This is a genomic window from Leisingera sp. ANG-Vp, from assembly GCF_000813725.1.
Taxonomy (GTDB): Bacteria; Pseudomonadota; Alphaproteobacteria; order Rhodobacterales; family Rhodobacteraceae; genus Leisingera.
Window position 1 is genome coordinate 1 of sequence record NZ_JWLD01000059.1, and the last position, 13,672, is coordinate 13,672.

Annotated in this window: 10 protein-coding genes and 1 pseudogene; 5 read left to right on the forward strand and 6 right to left on the reverse strand. The window is 64.1% G+C overall.

Annotated features, from left to right (window positions below):
* Together RA20_RS18150 and RA20_RS18155 are read right to left on the reverse strand one after the other, a co-directional pair.
* A partial coding sequence (locus RA20_RS18150) for a 2-isopropylmalate synthase (protein WP_039132020.1) occupies positions 1–1,347 on the reverse strand: 1,347 nt, incomplete at its 3' end.
* Between the two features lie 453 nt (positions 1,348–1,800).
* Complete coding sequence (locus RA20_RS18155) at positions 1,801–3,204, reverse strand: MORN repeat-containing protein (protein ID WP_039132021.1); 1,404 nt, start codon at positions 3,202–3,204, stop codon at positions 1,801–1,803.
* Between the two features lie 182 nt (positions 3,205–3,386).
* Here RA20_RS18155 and RA20_RS18160 point away from each other — a divergent pair, with 182 nt between their 5' ends.
* Both RA20_RS18160 and RA20_RS18165 read left to right on the forward strand, forming a co-directional pair.
* Positions 3,387–5,045, forward strand: a complete 1,659-nt coding sequence (locus RA20_RS18160) for an NAD+ synthase (protein WP_039132023.1) — start codon at positions 3,387–3,389, stop codon at positions 5,043–5,045.
* A gap of 180 nt (positions 5,046–5,225) precedes the next feature.
* A complete protein-coding gene (locus tag RA20_RS18165; protein ID WP_039132037.1) occupies positions 5,226–6,557 on the forward strand; it encodes an NAD(P)/FAD-dependent oxidoreductase in 1,332 nt (443 codons plus the stop codon).
* 3 nt (positions 6,558–6,560) lie between these two features.
* On the opposite strand, the gene RA20_RS18170 is transcribed toward RA20_RS18165, so the two are convergent.
* Positions 6,561–7,493, reverse strand: coding sequence for an MBL fold metallo-hydrolase (locus RA20_RS18170; RefSeq protein ID WP_039132025.1), 933 nt, complete (start codon positions 7,491–7,493; stop codon positions 6,561–6,563).
* 108 nt (positions 7,494–7,601) lie between these two features.
* On the opposite strand from RA20_RS18170, the gene RA20_RS18175 reads away from it, so the two are divergent.
* On the forward strand, positions 7,602–8,030 hold the full coding sequence (locus tag RA20_RS18175; RefSeq protein WP_039132026.1) for a DUF1801 domain-containing protein: 429 nt from the start codon (positions 7,602–7,604) through the stop codon (positions 8,028–8,030).
* A gap of 156 nt (positions 8,031–8,186) precedes the next feature.
* Positions 8,187–9,512 (forward strand): glutamate--tRNA ligase, encoded by a 1,326-nt coding sequence (gene gltX / locus RA20_RS18180; protein WP_039132028.1) that lies wholly within the window; start codon positions 8,187–8,189, stop codon positions 9,510–9,512.
* 252 nt (positions 9,513–9,764) lie between these two features.
* Here gltX and RA20_RS18185 read toward each other — a convergent pair whose 3' ends face one another.
* The gene (locus tag RA20_RS18185) at positions 9,765–10,331 is read right to left on the reverse strand and encodes a gamma-glutamylcyclotransferase family protein (RefSeq protein WP_039132047.1); all 567 of its coding nucleotides are present in this window, start codon (positions 10,329–10,331) and stop codon (positions 9,765–9,767) included.
* Positions 10,332–10,430: 99 nt separating this feature from the next.
* Between RA20_RS18185 and RA20_RS18190 the strand changes: the two genes are divergently transcribed.
* The gene (locus tag RA20_RS18190; protein ID WP_039132030.1) at positions 10,431–10,880 is read left to right on the forward strand and encodes an RrF2 family transcriptional regulator; all 450 of its coding nucleotides are present in this window, start codon (positions 10,431–10,433) and stop codon (positions 10,878–10,880) included.
* A gap of 21 nt (positions 10,881–10,901) precedes the next feature.
* On the opposite strand, the gene RA20_RS18195 is transcribed toward RA20_RS18190, so the two are convergent.
* Together RA20_RS18195 and RA20_RS18200 are read right to left on the reverse strand one after the other, a co-directional pair.
* On the reverse strand, positions 10,902–13,427 hold the full coding sequence (locus RA20_RS18195; RefSeq protein WP_039132031.1) for an ABC transporter permease: 2,526 nt from the start codon (positions 13,425–13,427) through the stop codon (positions 10,902–10,904).
* Positions 13,424–13,672 (reverse strand): annotated as a pseudogene (locus RA20_RS18200) (ABC transporter); the annotation flags it as partial. The pseudogene RA20_RS18200 and the gene RA20_RS18195, both read right to left, overlap by 4 nt.

Sequence of the window (13,672 nt, forward strand, 5' to 3'; positions counted from 1 at the left end):
GTTCGGGTAGATCTTGCGGATCGCCTTGAAGGTCGCGTCCACCGGGCCGTCGCCCTCGGCGGTTTCCGTCACATCCTTGCCGTCGATTTCCATCTCGACCGTGGATTCCGCCGGGCCGCCGGTGCCGCAGACCACTTTCATGGAAACGATCTTGAGATAATCGTTCTCAGCATCAACACCGGTGCGCATAAGCGCGATCAGGTCGTCGTCGAAGACCTCTTTCTTGCGGTCAGCCAGTTCCTTGAAGCGGACAAAGACATCCTTCAGCTGGTTGTCGCCAACGTCATAGCCAAGGTGCTCCAGCTTATCGCGCAGCGCCGCGCGGCCGGAATGCTTGCCCAGCGGCAGCGAAGTGCCGGAGAGGCCGATATCCTCAGGCCGCATGATCTCGAAGTTCTCGCGGTTCTTCAGCATGCCGTCCTGGTGGATGCCGCTTTCATGGGCAAAAGCGTTCTTGCCGACAATCGCCTTGTTCGGCTGCACCACAAAGCCGGACACGGTCGAGACACGGCGCGAGATATGCATGATCTTGGTGGTGTCGATGCCGGTGTGCCACGGCATGATGTCATTGCGCGTCTTCAGCGCCATCACCACCTCTTCCAGCGCGGTGTTGCCTGCGCGTTCGCCAAGACCGTTGATGGTGCACTCGATCTGGCGTGCACCTCCGGCAACGGCTGCCAGCGCGTTGGCGGTCGCCATGCCAAGGTCGTTATGGCAGTGGGTGGCAAAAACCACCTCATCAGCGCCCGGCACGGTCTCGATCAGGCGCTTGATCAGGTCGGCCGACTCCATCGGCGCAGTGTAGCCAACGGTGTCGGGGATGTTGATGGTCGAGGCGCCGGCTTTGATGGCGATCTCGATCACCCGGCACAGGTAGTCCCACTCGGTGCGGGTCGCATCCATCGGCGACCACTGCACGTTGTCGACAAGGTTGCGGGCGTGGGTGACGGTCTCGTGGATCTTGTCCGCCATCTCATCCATGGTGAGATTCGGGATGGCGCGGTGCAGCGGCGAGGTGCCGATGAAAGTGTGGATGCGCGGCTGCGCGGCCTTGCGCACCGCTTCGGCGCAGCGGTCGATGTCCTTGAAGTTGGCGCGGGCCAGTCCGCAGATCATCGCATTTTTGGAACGCTCTGCGATCTCGGAAACAGCTGCGAAATCGCCTTCAGAAGCAATCGGGAAGCCTGCCTCAATGATGTCCACGCCCATCTCGTCCAGAAGCTCGGCAATCTCCAGCTTCTCGTCATGGGTCATGGTGGCGCCAGGGCTTTGCTCGCCGTCGCGCAGGGTGGTGTCGAAAATCAAGACGCGGTCTTTGCCGCCGGAAATCGGGGATGCGTTGGTCATGTCGGTATCTCTTGTCTCTGTCCTAGGCCCGGTTGCGGGCATCATAAGCCTATCGTGGCGCGCGTGCGGCAATCCTCTGAGCGGGCGCGCCGGAAGGGCACGCTCAGAGGCGGGCTAGGATCAGTAGGGCGCGCAGAGCTGCACCGCAGGAAGCGGTGTCTGCAATATGGATATCTGCGCGAATGCTCATGGCAGCGATTTATACAGAGGCGCGGCAGAATGGAAAGGGGGATTCTGCGGATCTTGCGCTGGCCGGAACATTGGCTGTCTGCCGGCCCGGTGTGCCGGCGGCCCGGTTCGCGTCCGGCCTCAGCCCGGAGATGAGGTGAGGACCCCGCGGCGTCTGCAAAGCTGTTTGATACAGGCTTGCCAGTGGCCGCTGCCGAAGCTGGTGCCAGAATGCCCGCCTGAGCTGCCACACGTGAAACACCGGATGCAGCGCTCTGCGCAGGCTTACTCCGAGCCGCTGCTGACCAGGGCGCCGTTTTCCCAATTGCCTTCAGCTTGCTGGCCGCTGGCGTATTTCATCGTGCCCGGCCCCTGGCGCTTGCCATTAACAAAACTGCCCTCGTAGACGTCGCCATTGGCATAGGTCGCCACGCCCTCGCCAAAGATCTTGCCGCCCTGCCAGCCGCCCTCATAAGTAAAGCCGTCCGGCATTTCGATCTTGCCCTGGCCGTGGCGCTGGCTGTCGGCGAACTGGCCGGTGTAAAGCGAGCCATCGGCGTAAGTCACCTTGGCATCGCCGTGGCGCTTTCCATCCTGCCAGCCGCCTTCATAACGGTAGCCGTCAGCATAGGTCATCACTCCTTGGCCGTGATTTTTGGCATTCTTGAAACCGCCGGTATAGGTGATGCCATTGGGGTAGGTTGCAGTGCCTTCGCCCTCGATCACTCCGGCAATCCAGGCGCCCTCATAGGTGGAGCCATCGGGATAGGTGATCTTGCCCTGGCCATCAGCCAGATCATCGCGGAAATCACCCTCGTAAAAGGAGCCGTCCGGGTAGACCGCTTTGCCCTTGCCTTCGATCTGGCCCTTCACCCACGCGCCGGTATAGCTGTAACCGTCCTTCTCGGTGAACGTGCCCGTGCCGTGGCGCTGGTCCTCCAGGAATGCGCCGGCATAGACATCGCCGTTGGCATAGGTCTGCTTGCCGGTGCCGTGGCGGCGGCCGTTCTGCAGCTCGCCCTCGTAAATGTCGCCATTCGGCTGCGCCAGGCGGCCGGTGCCATGCATTTGGCTGGCCTCCCATTCGCCCTCGTAGACCAGCCCGTCCGAAGTCTCCAGCCGCCCTTGCCCCTGCAACTGGCCATCGGCCACAGCGCCTTCGTAAACAGTCCCCTCGGCATAGGTGATTTTTGCCTGGCCCTGCTGGCGGCCCTGTACCCAGCCGCCATCATAGCTGTAGCCGTCCGGTGAGGTCATTTTACCCTGACCGTCCCGCTTGCCGCCGGCAAAGCTGCCCTGGTAGCGCACGCCGCTGGCATAAACCGAGGTGCCGTCGCCGTGGATCTGACCGTCCTGCCAGCCGCCTTCATAGGTGCTGCCGTCAGCGCGGGTCAGCTTGCCAAGCCCGTGCGGTTTGCCTTGCGCAAACTCGCCCTCGTAGACCGAGCCGTCCGGGAACCGCGCCCGGCCCTGGCCGCGCACTTCACCGTCGACCCATTCGCCGGTGTATTCATAGCCATTCGGCAGCTTGTAGGTGCCGGTGCCATGCTGCAGCCCGTTGCGGAAGGTGCCTTCGTAGACACCGCCGATCTCATCCTGAGTGGTAATAACGCCGCTTTCCTGCGCCCAGGCCGGAGCGGCCAGTGCCAGGAGTGTGGAGAACGCAAATGCGGTGCCGAAACGGGTCATTCAAAACCTCTGCCTGCCCAGGAATTACGGTGCTGCTGCCATTTAGGGTTGCTTGCCCGGAAACTAAGCTACCGCGCCCGGCGCCGCAATGTCTTTTCCCCCGTCCTTGGTCCGGGCTCTTTCCCTTGGCCGTCAATCTGGTAAATGGCTTGGGGAGGAAATTTGCAAAGGGCCCTAGCAGCATGGCAGACCGTTTCCGTGTGACACTGGCGCAGCTGAACCCCACAGTGGGCGATCTGGCGGGCAATGCCGCCAAGGCCAGGGCCGCCTGGGAGGAGGGCCGCAAGGCCGGTGCCGACCTGGTGGCGCTGCCGGAAATGTTCATCACCGGCTACAACACCCAGGACCTGGTGATGAAACCGGCCTTTCACAATGCCGCGATTGCCGAGCTCGAGAAGCTGGCGGCGGATTGTGCCGACGGCCCGGCACTGGCCATCGGCGGCCCGTGGATTGAAGGCGGCCGGCTCTACAACGCCTATCTGATCCTGAAAGGCGGCAAGATCGCGTCGCGCAGCCTCAAGCACCATCTGCCGAACGAAACCGTCTTTGACGAGGTCCGCATCTTCAATGCGGGCCCTCTGGGCGGCCCCTATGCCGTCGGCAATACACGCATCGGTTCGCCGATTTGCGAGGACGGCTGGCACGAGGACGTTGCCGAGACCCTGGCCGAAACCGGGGCCGAGTTCCTGCTGATCCCCAACGGCTCACCCTATTTCCGCAACAAGATGGAAGTGCGCTTTAATCACATGGTGGCGCGTTCCGTCGAAACCCACCTGCCGGTGATCTACCTGAACATGGTGGGCGGGCAGGATGACCAGGTTTTTGACGGCGGTTCTTTCGTGCTGAATCCCGGCGGCGCTTTGGCTCTGCAGATGCCGGTGTTTGATGAGGCCTATGCCCATCTCGATCTGGAGCGCACCGACGAGGGCTGGCACGCCATCGAAGGCGAAAAAGCGCATTTGCCGGACGAGTGGGAGCAGGACTACCGCGTGATGGTGGAATCTCTGCGCGACTACCTGGGCAAAAGCGGTTTCAAGAAGGTGCTGCTGGGCCTCTCCGGCGGGGTGGACTCGGCCATTGTTGCAGCCATCGCGGTGGATGCCATCGGCGCCGAAAACGTCCGCTGCGTGATGCTGCCGTCTGAATACACCTCGGATGAGTCGCTGGAGGATGCCGAAGCCGTCGCCAAGGCGCTGGGCGTGCATTACGACTACGTGCCGATCTCCGAAGGGCGCGACGCGATTTCCAACACTCTCGCGCCGCTGTTCGCAGGCCGCGACGCCGACCTGACCGAGGAAAATATCCAGTCCCGCCTGCGCGGGCTGCTCCTCATGGCGATGTCCAACAAATTCGGCGAGATGCTGCTGACCACCGGCAACAAGTCCGAAGTCGCAGTCGGCTATGCCACCATCTATGGCGACATGAATGGCGGCTACAACCCGATCAAGGATCTGTACAAGACCCGCGTCTTCGAGACCTGCCGCTGGCGCAATGCCAACCACCGTCCCTGGATGAAGGGACCGGAAGGCGAAGTGATCCGCCCCAACGTGATCGACAAGCCCCCCAGTGCTGAGCTGCGCGAGGATCAGAAGGACAGCGACAGCCTGCCGGACTACCCGGAGCTGGACGCGATTCTGAACATTCTGGTCGATCAGGACGGTTCAATCGCAGATTGCGTCGCAGCCGGTTTCGACCGGGACGTGGCAAAACGTGTCGAGCATCTGGTTTATATCAGCGAATACAAGCGCTTCCAGTCCGCGCCCGGAGCCCGGCTGACCCCGCGCGCCTTCTGGCTGGACCGCCGCTACCCGATCGTGAACCGCTGGCGCGACCCGTCCTGATCCGTGCGGTAACTGCTTGATGGCGCAAGGCTTTCTGTGCCCTCTTTGCCATTTTCCTGTCCGTGTCCGGTGGCGGTAACGCTCTGATATGCGGCGCAAAAAACACAATGGCAGAAAGCGGCACGTTTGGCGTCGCCTGCATGCTGGACCCGCGATTGGGCACCGGGCATAGATGCCCGCATGCCTGGACCGAAGCTGCCTCATTTCCAATCCGACCTGGCCTTGCCCAAGGCCGTTGACGCCGTGGTGATCGGCGGCGGAATTATCGGTGCTACCACCGCACTTGAACTGGCTGAACGCGGCCATTCCGTGCTGCTGTGCGAAAAGGGCCAGATTGCTGGTGAGCAAAGCTCGCGCAACTGGGGGTGGGTGCGGATCTCCTGCCGCGATCCACGGGAAATCCCGCTGATGGCCGAGGCGCTGAGGCTCTGGGAAGGGCTGGCTGAACGCACCGGAAAGGAAACGGGCTTCACCCGTTCCGGCATCCTTTACACAGCCGGGACGGCCAAACGCGAGGCGCAGCTGGAGCGCTGGCTGGGCAACCTCGACAATTGGGGGCAGGGCGCCCGCATGGTCCGCGGCGACCAGATCGAACAGCTGATGCCGGGCCACCAGACCAAGACCCGCTCCGGCCTGCTGACCCCGATGGATGGCCGGGCCGAGCCGCAGATGGCCACCCATGCCATCGCCACAGCTGCCCAGGCCGCTGGGGCAAAAATCATGACCGAATGCGCCGTGCGCAGCGTCGAGACCGCCGCAGGCCGCATCAGCGGTGTGATGACCGAACGCGGCCGCGTAGCCTGCTCCGCTGTGGTCGTGGCCGGCGGCGCCTGGTCGCGGCTGTTCCTGGGCAACGCCAAGGTGAAGCTGCCGCAGTTGAAGGTGCTGAATTCGGTGCTGCGCACTTCCCCGGTGCAGGGCGGTCCGGAAACCGCAATCCGCGCCGCCAATCTCGGCCTGCGCAAACGGGCCGATGGCGGCTATACCGTCGCGGACGCCCATGAAAACATTGTCGACATCGTGCCGGACAGCTTCCGCCTGGGCTGGAAGTTCATGCCCAGCTACCGCCAGGAATGGCGCGCGCTGCAGTTCCGTTTATCCGGCCGCTGGACTGAGGAAGCCGCCCAGGCCCGCCGCTGGCAGCCGGACCAGACCACCCCGTTCGAACTTTGCCGGGTGCTCGATCCCGCGCCCTCGCAAAAGGCGCTGAAAAGCGGCTGGGCCGCGGCGCAGAAAGCTTTTCCGGTGCTGCAAGGCGCTGATGTTGTGCAAAGCTGGGGCGGGCTGATCGACGTGACACCTGATGCGATTCCGGTGATCTCGCAGGCTGACGGGCTGCCGGGGCTGTTTGTTGCCACCGGCTTCTCCGGCCACGGCTTTGGCATCGGCCCCGCCGCGGGCAAGCTCGCCGCCGATCTGGTCACCGGCGACAAACCCGTCGTGGACCCGCATGACTTCCGCCTGTCACGTTTCACGGACGGCAGCAAATACGGGCCGCAGACCGGCTACTGACGCCTATCCCATCAGCTGATAGCTCACCGGAACATAGCGGAAACCCTCGCCCCGGGGTTCCACAAACCCGGCCGCCGGGAACGGCATGTGGTAACCGATCATCGGCACCTTGTCCGCGGCCAGCATCCCCAGCACCTTGCGGCGGGAGGCACTGGCAGCTTCCGCATCTGCATCAAAGCTGAAGGCCCAGTCCGGCCGGGCAAAGCTGTAGACATAATGATTGGCCAGATCCGCCGTCAGCAACAGCTGCCGCCCGCCGCTCTCTAGCATGTAGCACATGTGACCCGGCGTATGGCCAAAGCTCGCCACTGCTGTGATTCCGGAGGCCACGCTGCCGCCGTCATCGATGAAGGTGGTTTTTTCGGCCAGCGGCGTCACATTGCTGGCGACCAGATCGCCAACCCGGTTGCCGGGCTCCATCTTGGACCAGAAATTGTACTCTGCGGCAGCCGTCACATAGCGGGCGTTGGGGAAGGTCGGCGCACCATCGGTCATCAGCCCGCCGATATGGTCAGGATGCATATGGGTGATCACCACTACGCTTATCTGGTCCGGCGTCACCCCGGCTGCAGTCAGCGCCTTGGCAATACCGCCCATGCCAAGCCCTGTGTCAAACAGAACAAGCTCGGCGCCGGTATCAACCAGCGTGGGGGTGAAATAGAATTGAAGCGTATCAGAGGAAATAAAGTTCTCAGCCGAAACCTGGGAGAACTCCTCATCGCTCGCCGCCACTCCAAACATCGCCTTCTGGCCTTCCCGCGCGACCGATGTGTCCAGCAGTGTGGTGACGGGCATTTCTCCCAGCTTAAAAGAATGGGCAATCGGCGCCTCGGCGCGGCCGCCATGGCCGCCGGCCAGAACAGGTGCAGCAGCTCCGGCAAAGGGCAGGGCGGCAGCGCCAGCGAGCGCTGCGCGTCGGGACAGGGAAACAGTCATCAGGGGATCCTCCAAGTTGCATTGGACTTGCCGCATCCTAGCGCCGCTTGCGCAAGGGGCTGTAAACATTCCCGTGATGAGTCACTATCCGGGGCAGGAGGAATGCGCATGAGCCAGAACAAGACTGTCCCCACCGGCGCCAGTGCCGAGGCTTTCCTTGCGGCCGTCGAACCGGAGAGAAAGGCGCTCGAGGCACAGCAGCTGGATACTCTGTTCCGCCAGGCTACCGGCTTCGCACCGCAGATGTGGGGCGCCTCGATTGTCGGCTATGGACGCTACCACTACCGCTATGCCACGGGCCGCGAAGGCGATTTCCTCGCCACCGGTTTCTCCCCGCGCAAGGCACGCCATTCGATTTACATCATGCCGGGCTATCAGGACTATGGAGCCATCCTTTCGCGTCTCGGCAAGCATAAGCTTGGCAAAAGCTGCCTCTACGTGAACAAGCTCGCAGATATCGATCTGGCGGTCCTGGCCGAACTGATCCAAACCGGTCTCAAAGACCTCGATGCACTTTGGCCGGTACGGCCGAACTGACCCGCTCTTTCATCTTGCCGGAAATACTCGCGTCCCGGCGCCCGGCAGGCGGCTATGCTGCCGAGAGGGGAGGCCCGCGCCAAAGGCGCGTTAACCCCGCTGAAACTGGACAATCCGCCGCCCATGTGACAAGGCAACGGCAACAGGAGATCCGAGATGACCACCACCCGTTTTGCCCCGTCGCCGACCGGCTACATCCACGTCGGCAACCTGCGCACCGCGCTGATGAACTACCTGATCGCCCGCAAGGCCGGCGGCACCTTCATTCTGCGCATCGACGACACTGACCCGGAGCGGTCCAAGGAAGAATATGTCGATGCCATCAAACAGGACCTGGAATGGCTGGGCCTGACCTGGGACAAGGTGGAACGCCAGTCCGAGCGGCTTGACCGCTACGTCGCTGCGGCTGACAAACTCCGGGAAATCGAACGGTTTTATGAGGCTTTCGAGACCCCGACCGAGCTGGACCTGAAGCGCAAGAAACAGCTCAACATGGGCAAGCCGCCGGTCTATGACCGCGCCGCGCTGGCCCTGTCCGAGGACGAGAAGGCCGCCCTGCGCGCTGAGCGCGGCGACGGTGTCTGGCGCTTCAAGCTGGACCACCAGCGCATCGAATGGACTGACGGCATCCTGGGCGACATTTCCATCGACGCTGCGTCGGTCTCCGACCCGGTGCTGATCCGCGGCGACGGCCAGTTCCTCTACACGCTGGCCTCGGTGGTGGACGACACTGAAATGGGCGTGACCCATGTGGTGCGCGGCTCGGATCATGTCACCAACACTGCCACCCAGATCCAGATCATCGAGGCGCTGGGCGGCTCCGTGCCGTCTTTTGCTCACCACTCGCTGCTGACCGGCCCGCAGGGGGAGGCGCTGTCCAAGCGTCTGGGCACGCTGGCCCTGCGCGATCTGCGCGAAGCGGGGGTGCAGCCGATGGCGCTTTTGTCGCTGATGGCACGCCTGGGCTCTTCGGATCCGGTGGAGCTGCGCACTGAAATGGCCGAGCTGATCGACGGCTTCGACATCAACCGCTTTGGCGCCGCGCCGACCAAGTTTGATGTCGAGGATCTCTATCCGCTGACCGCCCGCCACCTGCAGTCGCTGCCGCTGGAGGCTGTGCAGGGGCAGGTGGATGCGCTGGGTGTCCCGGCGGAGAAACAGGCTGCCTTCTGGGATATGGCAAAGGAAAACATCACCACGCTGAAGGATCTTGCGGGCTGGTGGGAACTGTGCCGCGACGGGGCCGACCCGCTGGTGGCAGATGAGGACAAGGACTTCATCACCGAAGCCATGGCACTGCTGCCGGAAGGCCCCTACGGCGCGGACAGCTGGAAGAACTGGACTACGGCCGTGAAAGAGGCCACCGGCCGCAAAGGCAAGGGCCTGTTCATGCCGCTGCGCAAGGCGGTCACGGGCATGGAGCGCGGTCCGGACATGGGTGCGCTTCTGGCGCTGATGGAAAAGGTTCGCGCCCGCGGCTGAACCAGAGATGTCTTGCAGACATGGAAAGGCGGTGCCTCAGGCGCCGCCTTTTCATTTGAGAGCTCCATCAGGATGGCTCCCGCCCGCCGGAGCGGCATCAAAGATGCCTTACCGGCGTTGGGCCGGGCGCCGCGCTTGCGCGCGGCGCTGCACCGCACCGCAGGTGCGGTGCGATGCCCAACTGTCCAAGGTGCAGCTTGCCTGCGCCGGGGGCGGGGGGAGAGCTTGCAGCAATGGCAGCAGGTGGAGGGCTCAGCCCGGCAGAACCCGGGCTCCGGTATCTGCGATCAGACTGTCAAACAGGGATCTTTCTGCCCGGCTCAGCCTCTGGTGGCGCGGATAGCGCGGCGCTGCCCGGTCATTCAGAAGCGGAGCTTCCCAGCCATCGGTGGTGGCGATGAAATCCTTCACTCCGGCTTCGCCGAACACCTGCAAATAACCCTGCAGCACCACGTCCAGATAACTGAGCAGCACCGGATGCTGGTCCGTTACCCCATTCTGTTTCTCCAGCGCCACGGCATAGACGGAAATTTCCGGAGCTCCGGCCACATCATGCTGCACTTGCTCTGATGCGGGCAGCCGGTCATAAGCAAATTCCCGTTCGTCCAGCGCCGCCCAATCCGCCTCGGGCACTTCAGCGATCAGCCCGTCGATTGCGCTGTCCTTGCAGGGAACCGCCGACAGAAACGCGACCTCGCGCAGGCCTGTGTGGACCCAGGCTCTCCGCCAGCCCTGCAGCCGCGCGGGCCGGGCATCGCCATAGGTGTGGGTGGCCGTGTTCACCAGGCTGCCGTAGCCAAAGAAGTATGGAGCTGCCATGTTCGGGCCCTTCGCCGCCGTTTCCATTATTGATGTATGTCAAACCGCTTTTTCCGCGCCCGTGCAATAAGCGATGCATTGAAGCTGTGGGAACGAGTCATGCGCATTACCAAAAGGACCAATATCGCCGTGCGGCTGCTGATGTATTGCGCCGCGCATGAAGAGCGCCTGGTGACCAAGGCCGAGATCGCTGAATGCTGCAATATCTCGGAGAACCACCTGGCGCAGGTGATCAATCAGCTAAGCCAGCTTGGCTATCTGGCAACCCAGCGCGGCCGCAACGGCGGCATGAGTCTTGGCAAGCCCGCCGGGGAGATCCGGATCGGGGATGTGTTCCGCGACGTCGAGGGCAACCTGCCGATGGTGGAATGCTTTGCCGATGCCGACAACACCTGCCCGCTGTCTGACGCCTGCCGCCTGAAAGTGGCCCTGGCGGATGCGGCGCAGGCTTTTTACGCCTCGCTGGATGACATTTCGCTGGAAGCACTGGTCTGCGGCAACCATGATCTGCTGCGGATCCTGCAGCCGGTGTCCTGCGGCGCCCGCTGAATCGGGACGCCGCAGCCTGACTTATTCCCTTGCGCGCAGGATGCGGGCCGGTTTGGCGGCCAGCGGCCGCAGGGCAAAGGCGAGCCCGGCCAGCAGCGTGGTCAGCACGCCGCCGGAAATCACCAGCAGCGCATTCGGCCAGATCACCGTGTAGCTGGTCTCGAAGACAAAGGCATTGATCGCCCAGGCGCCGGCAATGCCTGCTGCCAGTGCCACGAGCCCGGCCGCCGCACCCAGCAGTGCGGACCGCAGGGCAAAGCTGGCCAGGATCTGCCGCCGTGGTGCCCCTAGTGTCTTCAGCAAGGCTGCCTCGTACCGCCGTGCTGGCTCCCCGGCAGCTGCCGTTCCCAAGAGCACCAGAAACCCGGTCAAGAGCGTTGCCGCGGCGCCATAGGCCGTTGCCGCTGCCAGCTGGCGCAGGATGTCCGAGACCCGGTCGATTGCGTCGCGCATGCGGATTGCGGTGATATTGGGCATCTCGCGCGCCAGGTCGCGCAGGATCGCCGCCTCGGCCTGCTCCTCGGCATAGACGGTGGCGATGAAGCTATGCGGCGCACCGGCCAGAGCAGCCTCGTTCAGAACCATCACAAACCCCATGCCCGCGGTGGAGAAATCCACGTTGCGGAAGCTGGTGATGGTGCCGGTGATGTCGCGGCCCAGGATGTTGAGCGTCAGCGTGTCGCCCAGCTGCAGCCCCATCTCCTCGGCTTCTTCGGCCGAGAAACTGATTTGCGGGTCACCGGTGTAGTCTTCCGGCCACCATTCGCCTGCGGTGACAGTGGTGGTTTCCGGCTGGGCCGCGGCATAGGTGACGCCCCGGTCGCCCTCGACCACCCAGTGATCGCCAGCCACCTCGGTGGCGGGCTGGCCGTTGATCCGGGTCAGCACGCCGCGCAGCATCGGGGCGTTTTCCACCCGGGTCACGGCTGGGTCATTCTCGACCCGTTCCAGGAAGCTGGGCATCTGGCTGCGCTGGATGTCGACAAAGAAGTAGGAGGGCGCCACATCCGGCAGGTTGCCGGCTATCGCCCGGCGCATGTTGCCGTCGATCTGGCCGATGGCTGCCAGCACTGTCAGGCCCAGACCCAAAGCCAGCACTGCAGGCACCGCGCCGTCACGGGCACTGCCGATGGACGAGAGCGCCCAGCGAAGCGCAGGCCGTCCGCGCGAGGCACCGGTGCCGCGGCGGGCCAGCAGGCCGATGCCAAGCGCCGCAATCAGCAGCACGATCAGCGAGCCCATCAGCCCGCCTGCAGTCCACAGCGTCAGCTCAGCCGAGCCGCTGAACCAGGCTGCCAGCCCGACCAGCGCGCCCAAGGCCACTGCTGTCGCCACCAGGTAACGCGGCGCGGGCAGCCGGGTGCGGCTGGCAAAGGCATCGCGAAACAGCGAGGCAGCGCGGATGCGCTCGGCCCGGGCCAGCGGCCACAGGGCAAAGACAAAGGCAGTGAGCAGCCCATAAAGCGCGGCTTCGATCAGCGCCGAAGGGTAGAGGGAGAACACCGCCGGGAACGGCAGCTGCGCCGCAATCAGCGGCCCCAGCAGCACCGGCATCAGTCCGCCGATGCCCAGCCCAATTACCACGCCCAGCATCGCCAGCGCCCCGATCTGCAGGAAATAGGTGAGGAAGATCGTCTGCCGCTCGGCTCCCAGCGTGCGCAGGGTGGCAATGGTTGAGGTTTTGGTCGCCAGATAAGCCCGCACCGCGGCAGAGACGCCCACACCGCCCACCGCGAGGCCCGACAGCCCCACCAGCACCAGGAAAGCGCCAAGGCGTTCGACAAATTCGGAAATCCCCGGCGCGCCGTTGCGGGCATCGCGCCAGCGCATGCCGGTGGTTTCAAACAGCCCCTCGGCTTCGGCCTGCAGGGCGTTCAGGTCATGGCCCGCGGGCAGCTCCATCCGGTATTTGGTGTCAAAAAGGGTGCCGGTTGCCAGCAGGCCGGAATTGGCCAGATCCGGCGTCGCCACGATGGTCCGCGGCCCCAGCTCAAAGCCGGAGGCCGCCGCATCCGGCTCCAGCGCAATCATCGCCATCAGGCGGAAGTCCTGGGTGCCAAGCCGGAACGTATCCCCCGGCTGCAGCCCCAGCCGGTCGGCCAGCACCCGGTCCATCACCCCGCCGGGCAGGCCATCGGCACCAGTCAATGCGGTCTCCAGCGGCATCTCCGGCGCCAGCCTTATCTCGCCTTTCAACGGATAGAGCCCGTCAACCGCCTTCACTTGCGTCAGCCCGCGTTCCTCGCCCACGGTCGCCATCGAGCGGAACTCGGCAATTTCCGAATAGCGCAGCGTGTTCTCAGCCAGCCAGGTGCGCTCGTCGTCATTGGCAAAGCGGTAGGTGAAATTCAGCTCCGCATCGCCGCCCAGGATTGTTGCGCCTTCGCGCGACAGCCCGGTTTCAATCGAGGCGCGGATCGAGCCGATAGCGGCAATCACCCCAACCCCCAAGGCCAGGCAGGCGAGGAAGATACGGAAGCCTTTCAGGCCGCCGCGCAGTTCGCGCAGGGCAAAGCGCCAGGCCAGGCGGAAAGCGGAGGTCTTCATTCCGCCGCCTCGCGCGCGGCCTCGTCGTCGATGCGCCCGTCGCGCAGCCGGATCACCCGGTCGCAGCGCGAGGCAAGCTCAGGCGCGTGGGTCACCATCACCAGCGTCGCGCCATAGCGGTCGCGCAGCCCGAACAGCAGATCCATCACCGCTTCGCCATTGGCTTCGTCCAGGTTGCCCGTGGGCTCATCCGCCAAGAGGATCGCAGGCCGCGGCGCCAGGGCGCGCGCCAGCGCCACCCGCTG

What these genes read in the sequence shown, in the direction of transcription:
- RA20_RS18165 (WP_039132037.1), top strand. Translation starts at nt 5,226, where the DNA reads ATGCCTGGACCGAAGCTGCCTCATTTCCAATCCGACCTGGCCTTGCCC.
- RA20_RS18170 (WP_039132025.1), bottom strand. Translation starts at nt 7,493, where the DNA reads ATGACTGTTTCCCTGTCCCGACGCGCAGCGCTCGCTGGCGCTGCCGCC.
- RA20_RS18155 (WP_039132021.1), bottom strand. Translation starts at nt 3,204, where the DNA reads ATGACCCGTTTCGGCACCGCATTTGCGTTCTCCACACTCCTGGCACTG.
- RA20_RS18190 (WP_039132030.1), top strand. Translation starts at nt 10,431, where the DNA reads ATGCGCATTACCAAAAGGACCAATATCGCCGTGCGGCTGCTGATGTAT.
- RA20_RS18195 (WP_039132031.1), bottom strand. Translation starts at nt 13,427, where the DNA reads ATGAAGACCTCCGCTTTCCGCCTGGCCTGGCGCTTTGCCCTGCGCGAA.
- RA20_RS18160 (WP_039132023.1), top strand. Translation starts at nt 3,387, where the DNA reads ATGGCAGACCGTTTCCGTGTGACACTGGCGCAGCTGAACCCCACAGTG.
- RA20_RS18175 (WP_039132026.1), top strand. Translation starts at nt 7,602, where the DNA reads ATGAGCCAGAACAAGACTGTCCCCACCGGCGCCAGTGCCGAGGCTTTC.
- RA20_RS18185 (WP_039132047.1), bottom strand. Translation starts at nt 10,331, where the DNA reads ATGGCAGCTCCATACTTCTTTGGCTACGGCAGCCTGGTGAACACGGCC.
- gltX (WP_039132028.1), top strand. Translation starts at nt 8,187, where the DNA reads ATGACCACCACCCGTTTTGCCCCGTCGCCGACCGGCTACATCCACGTC.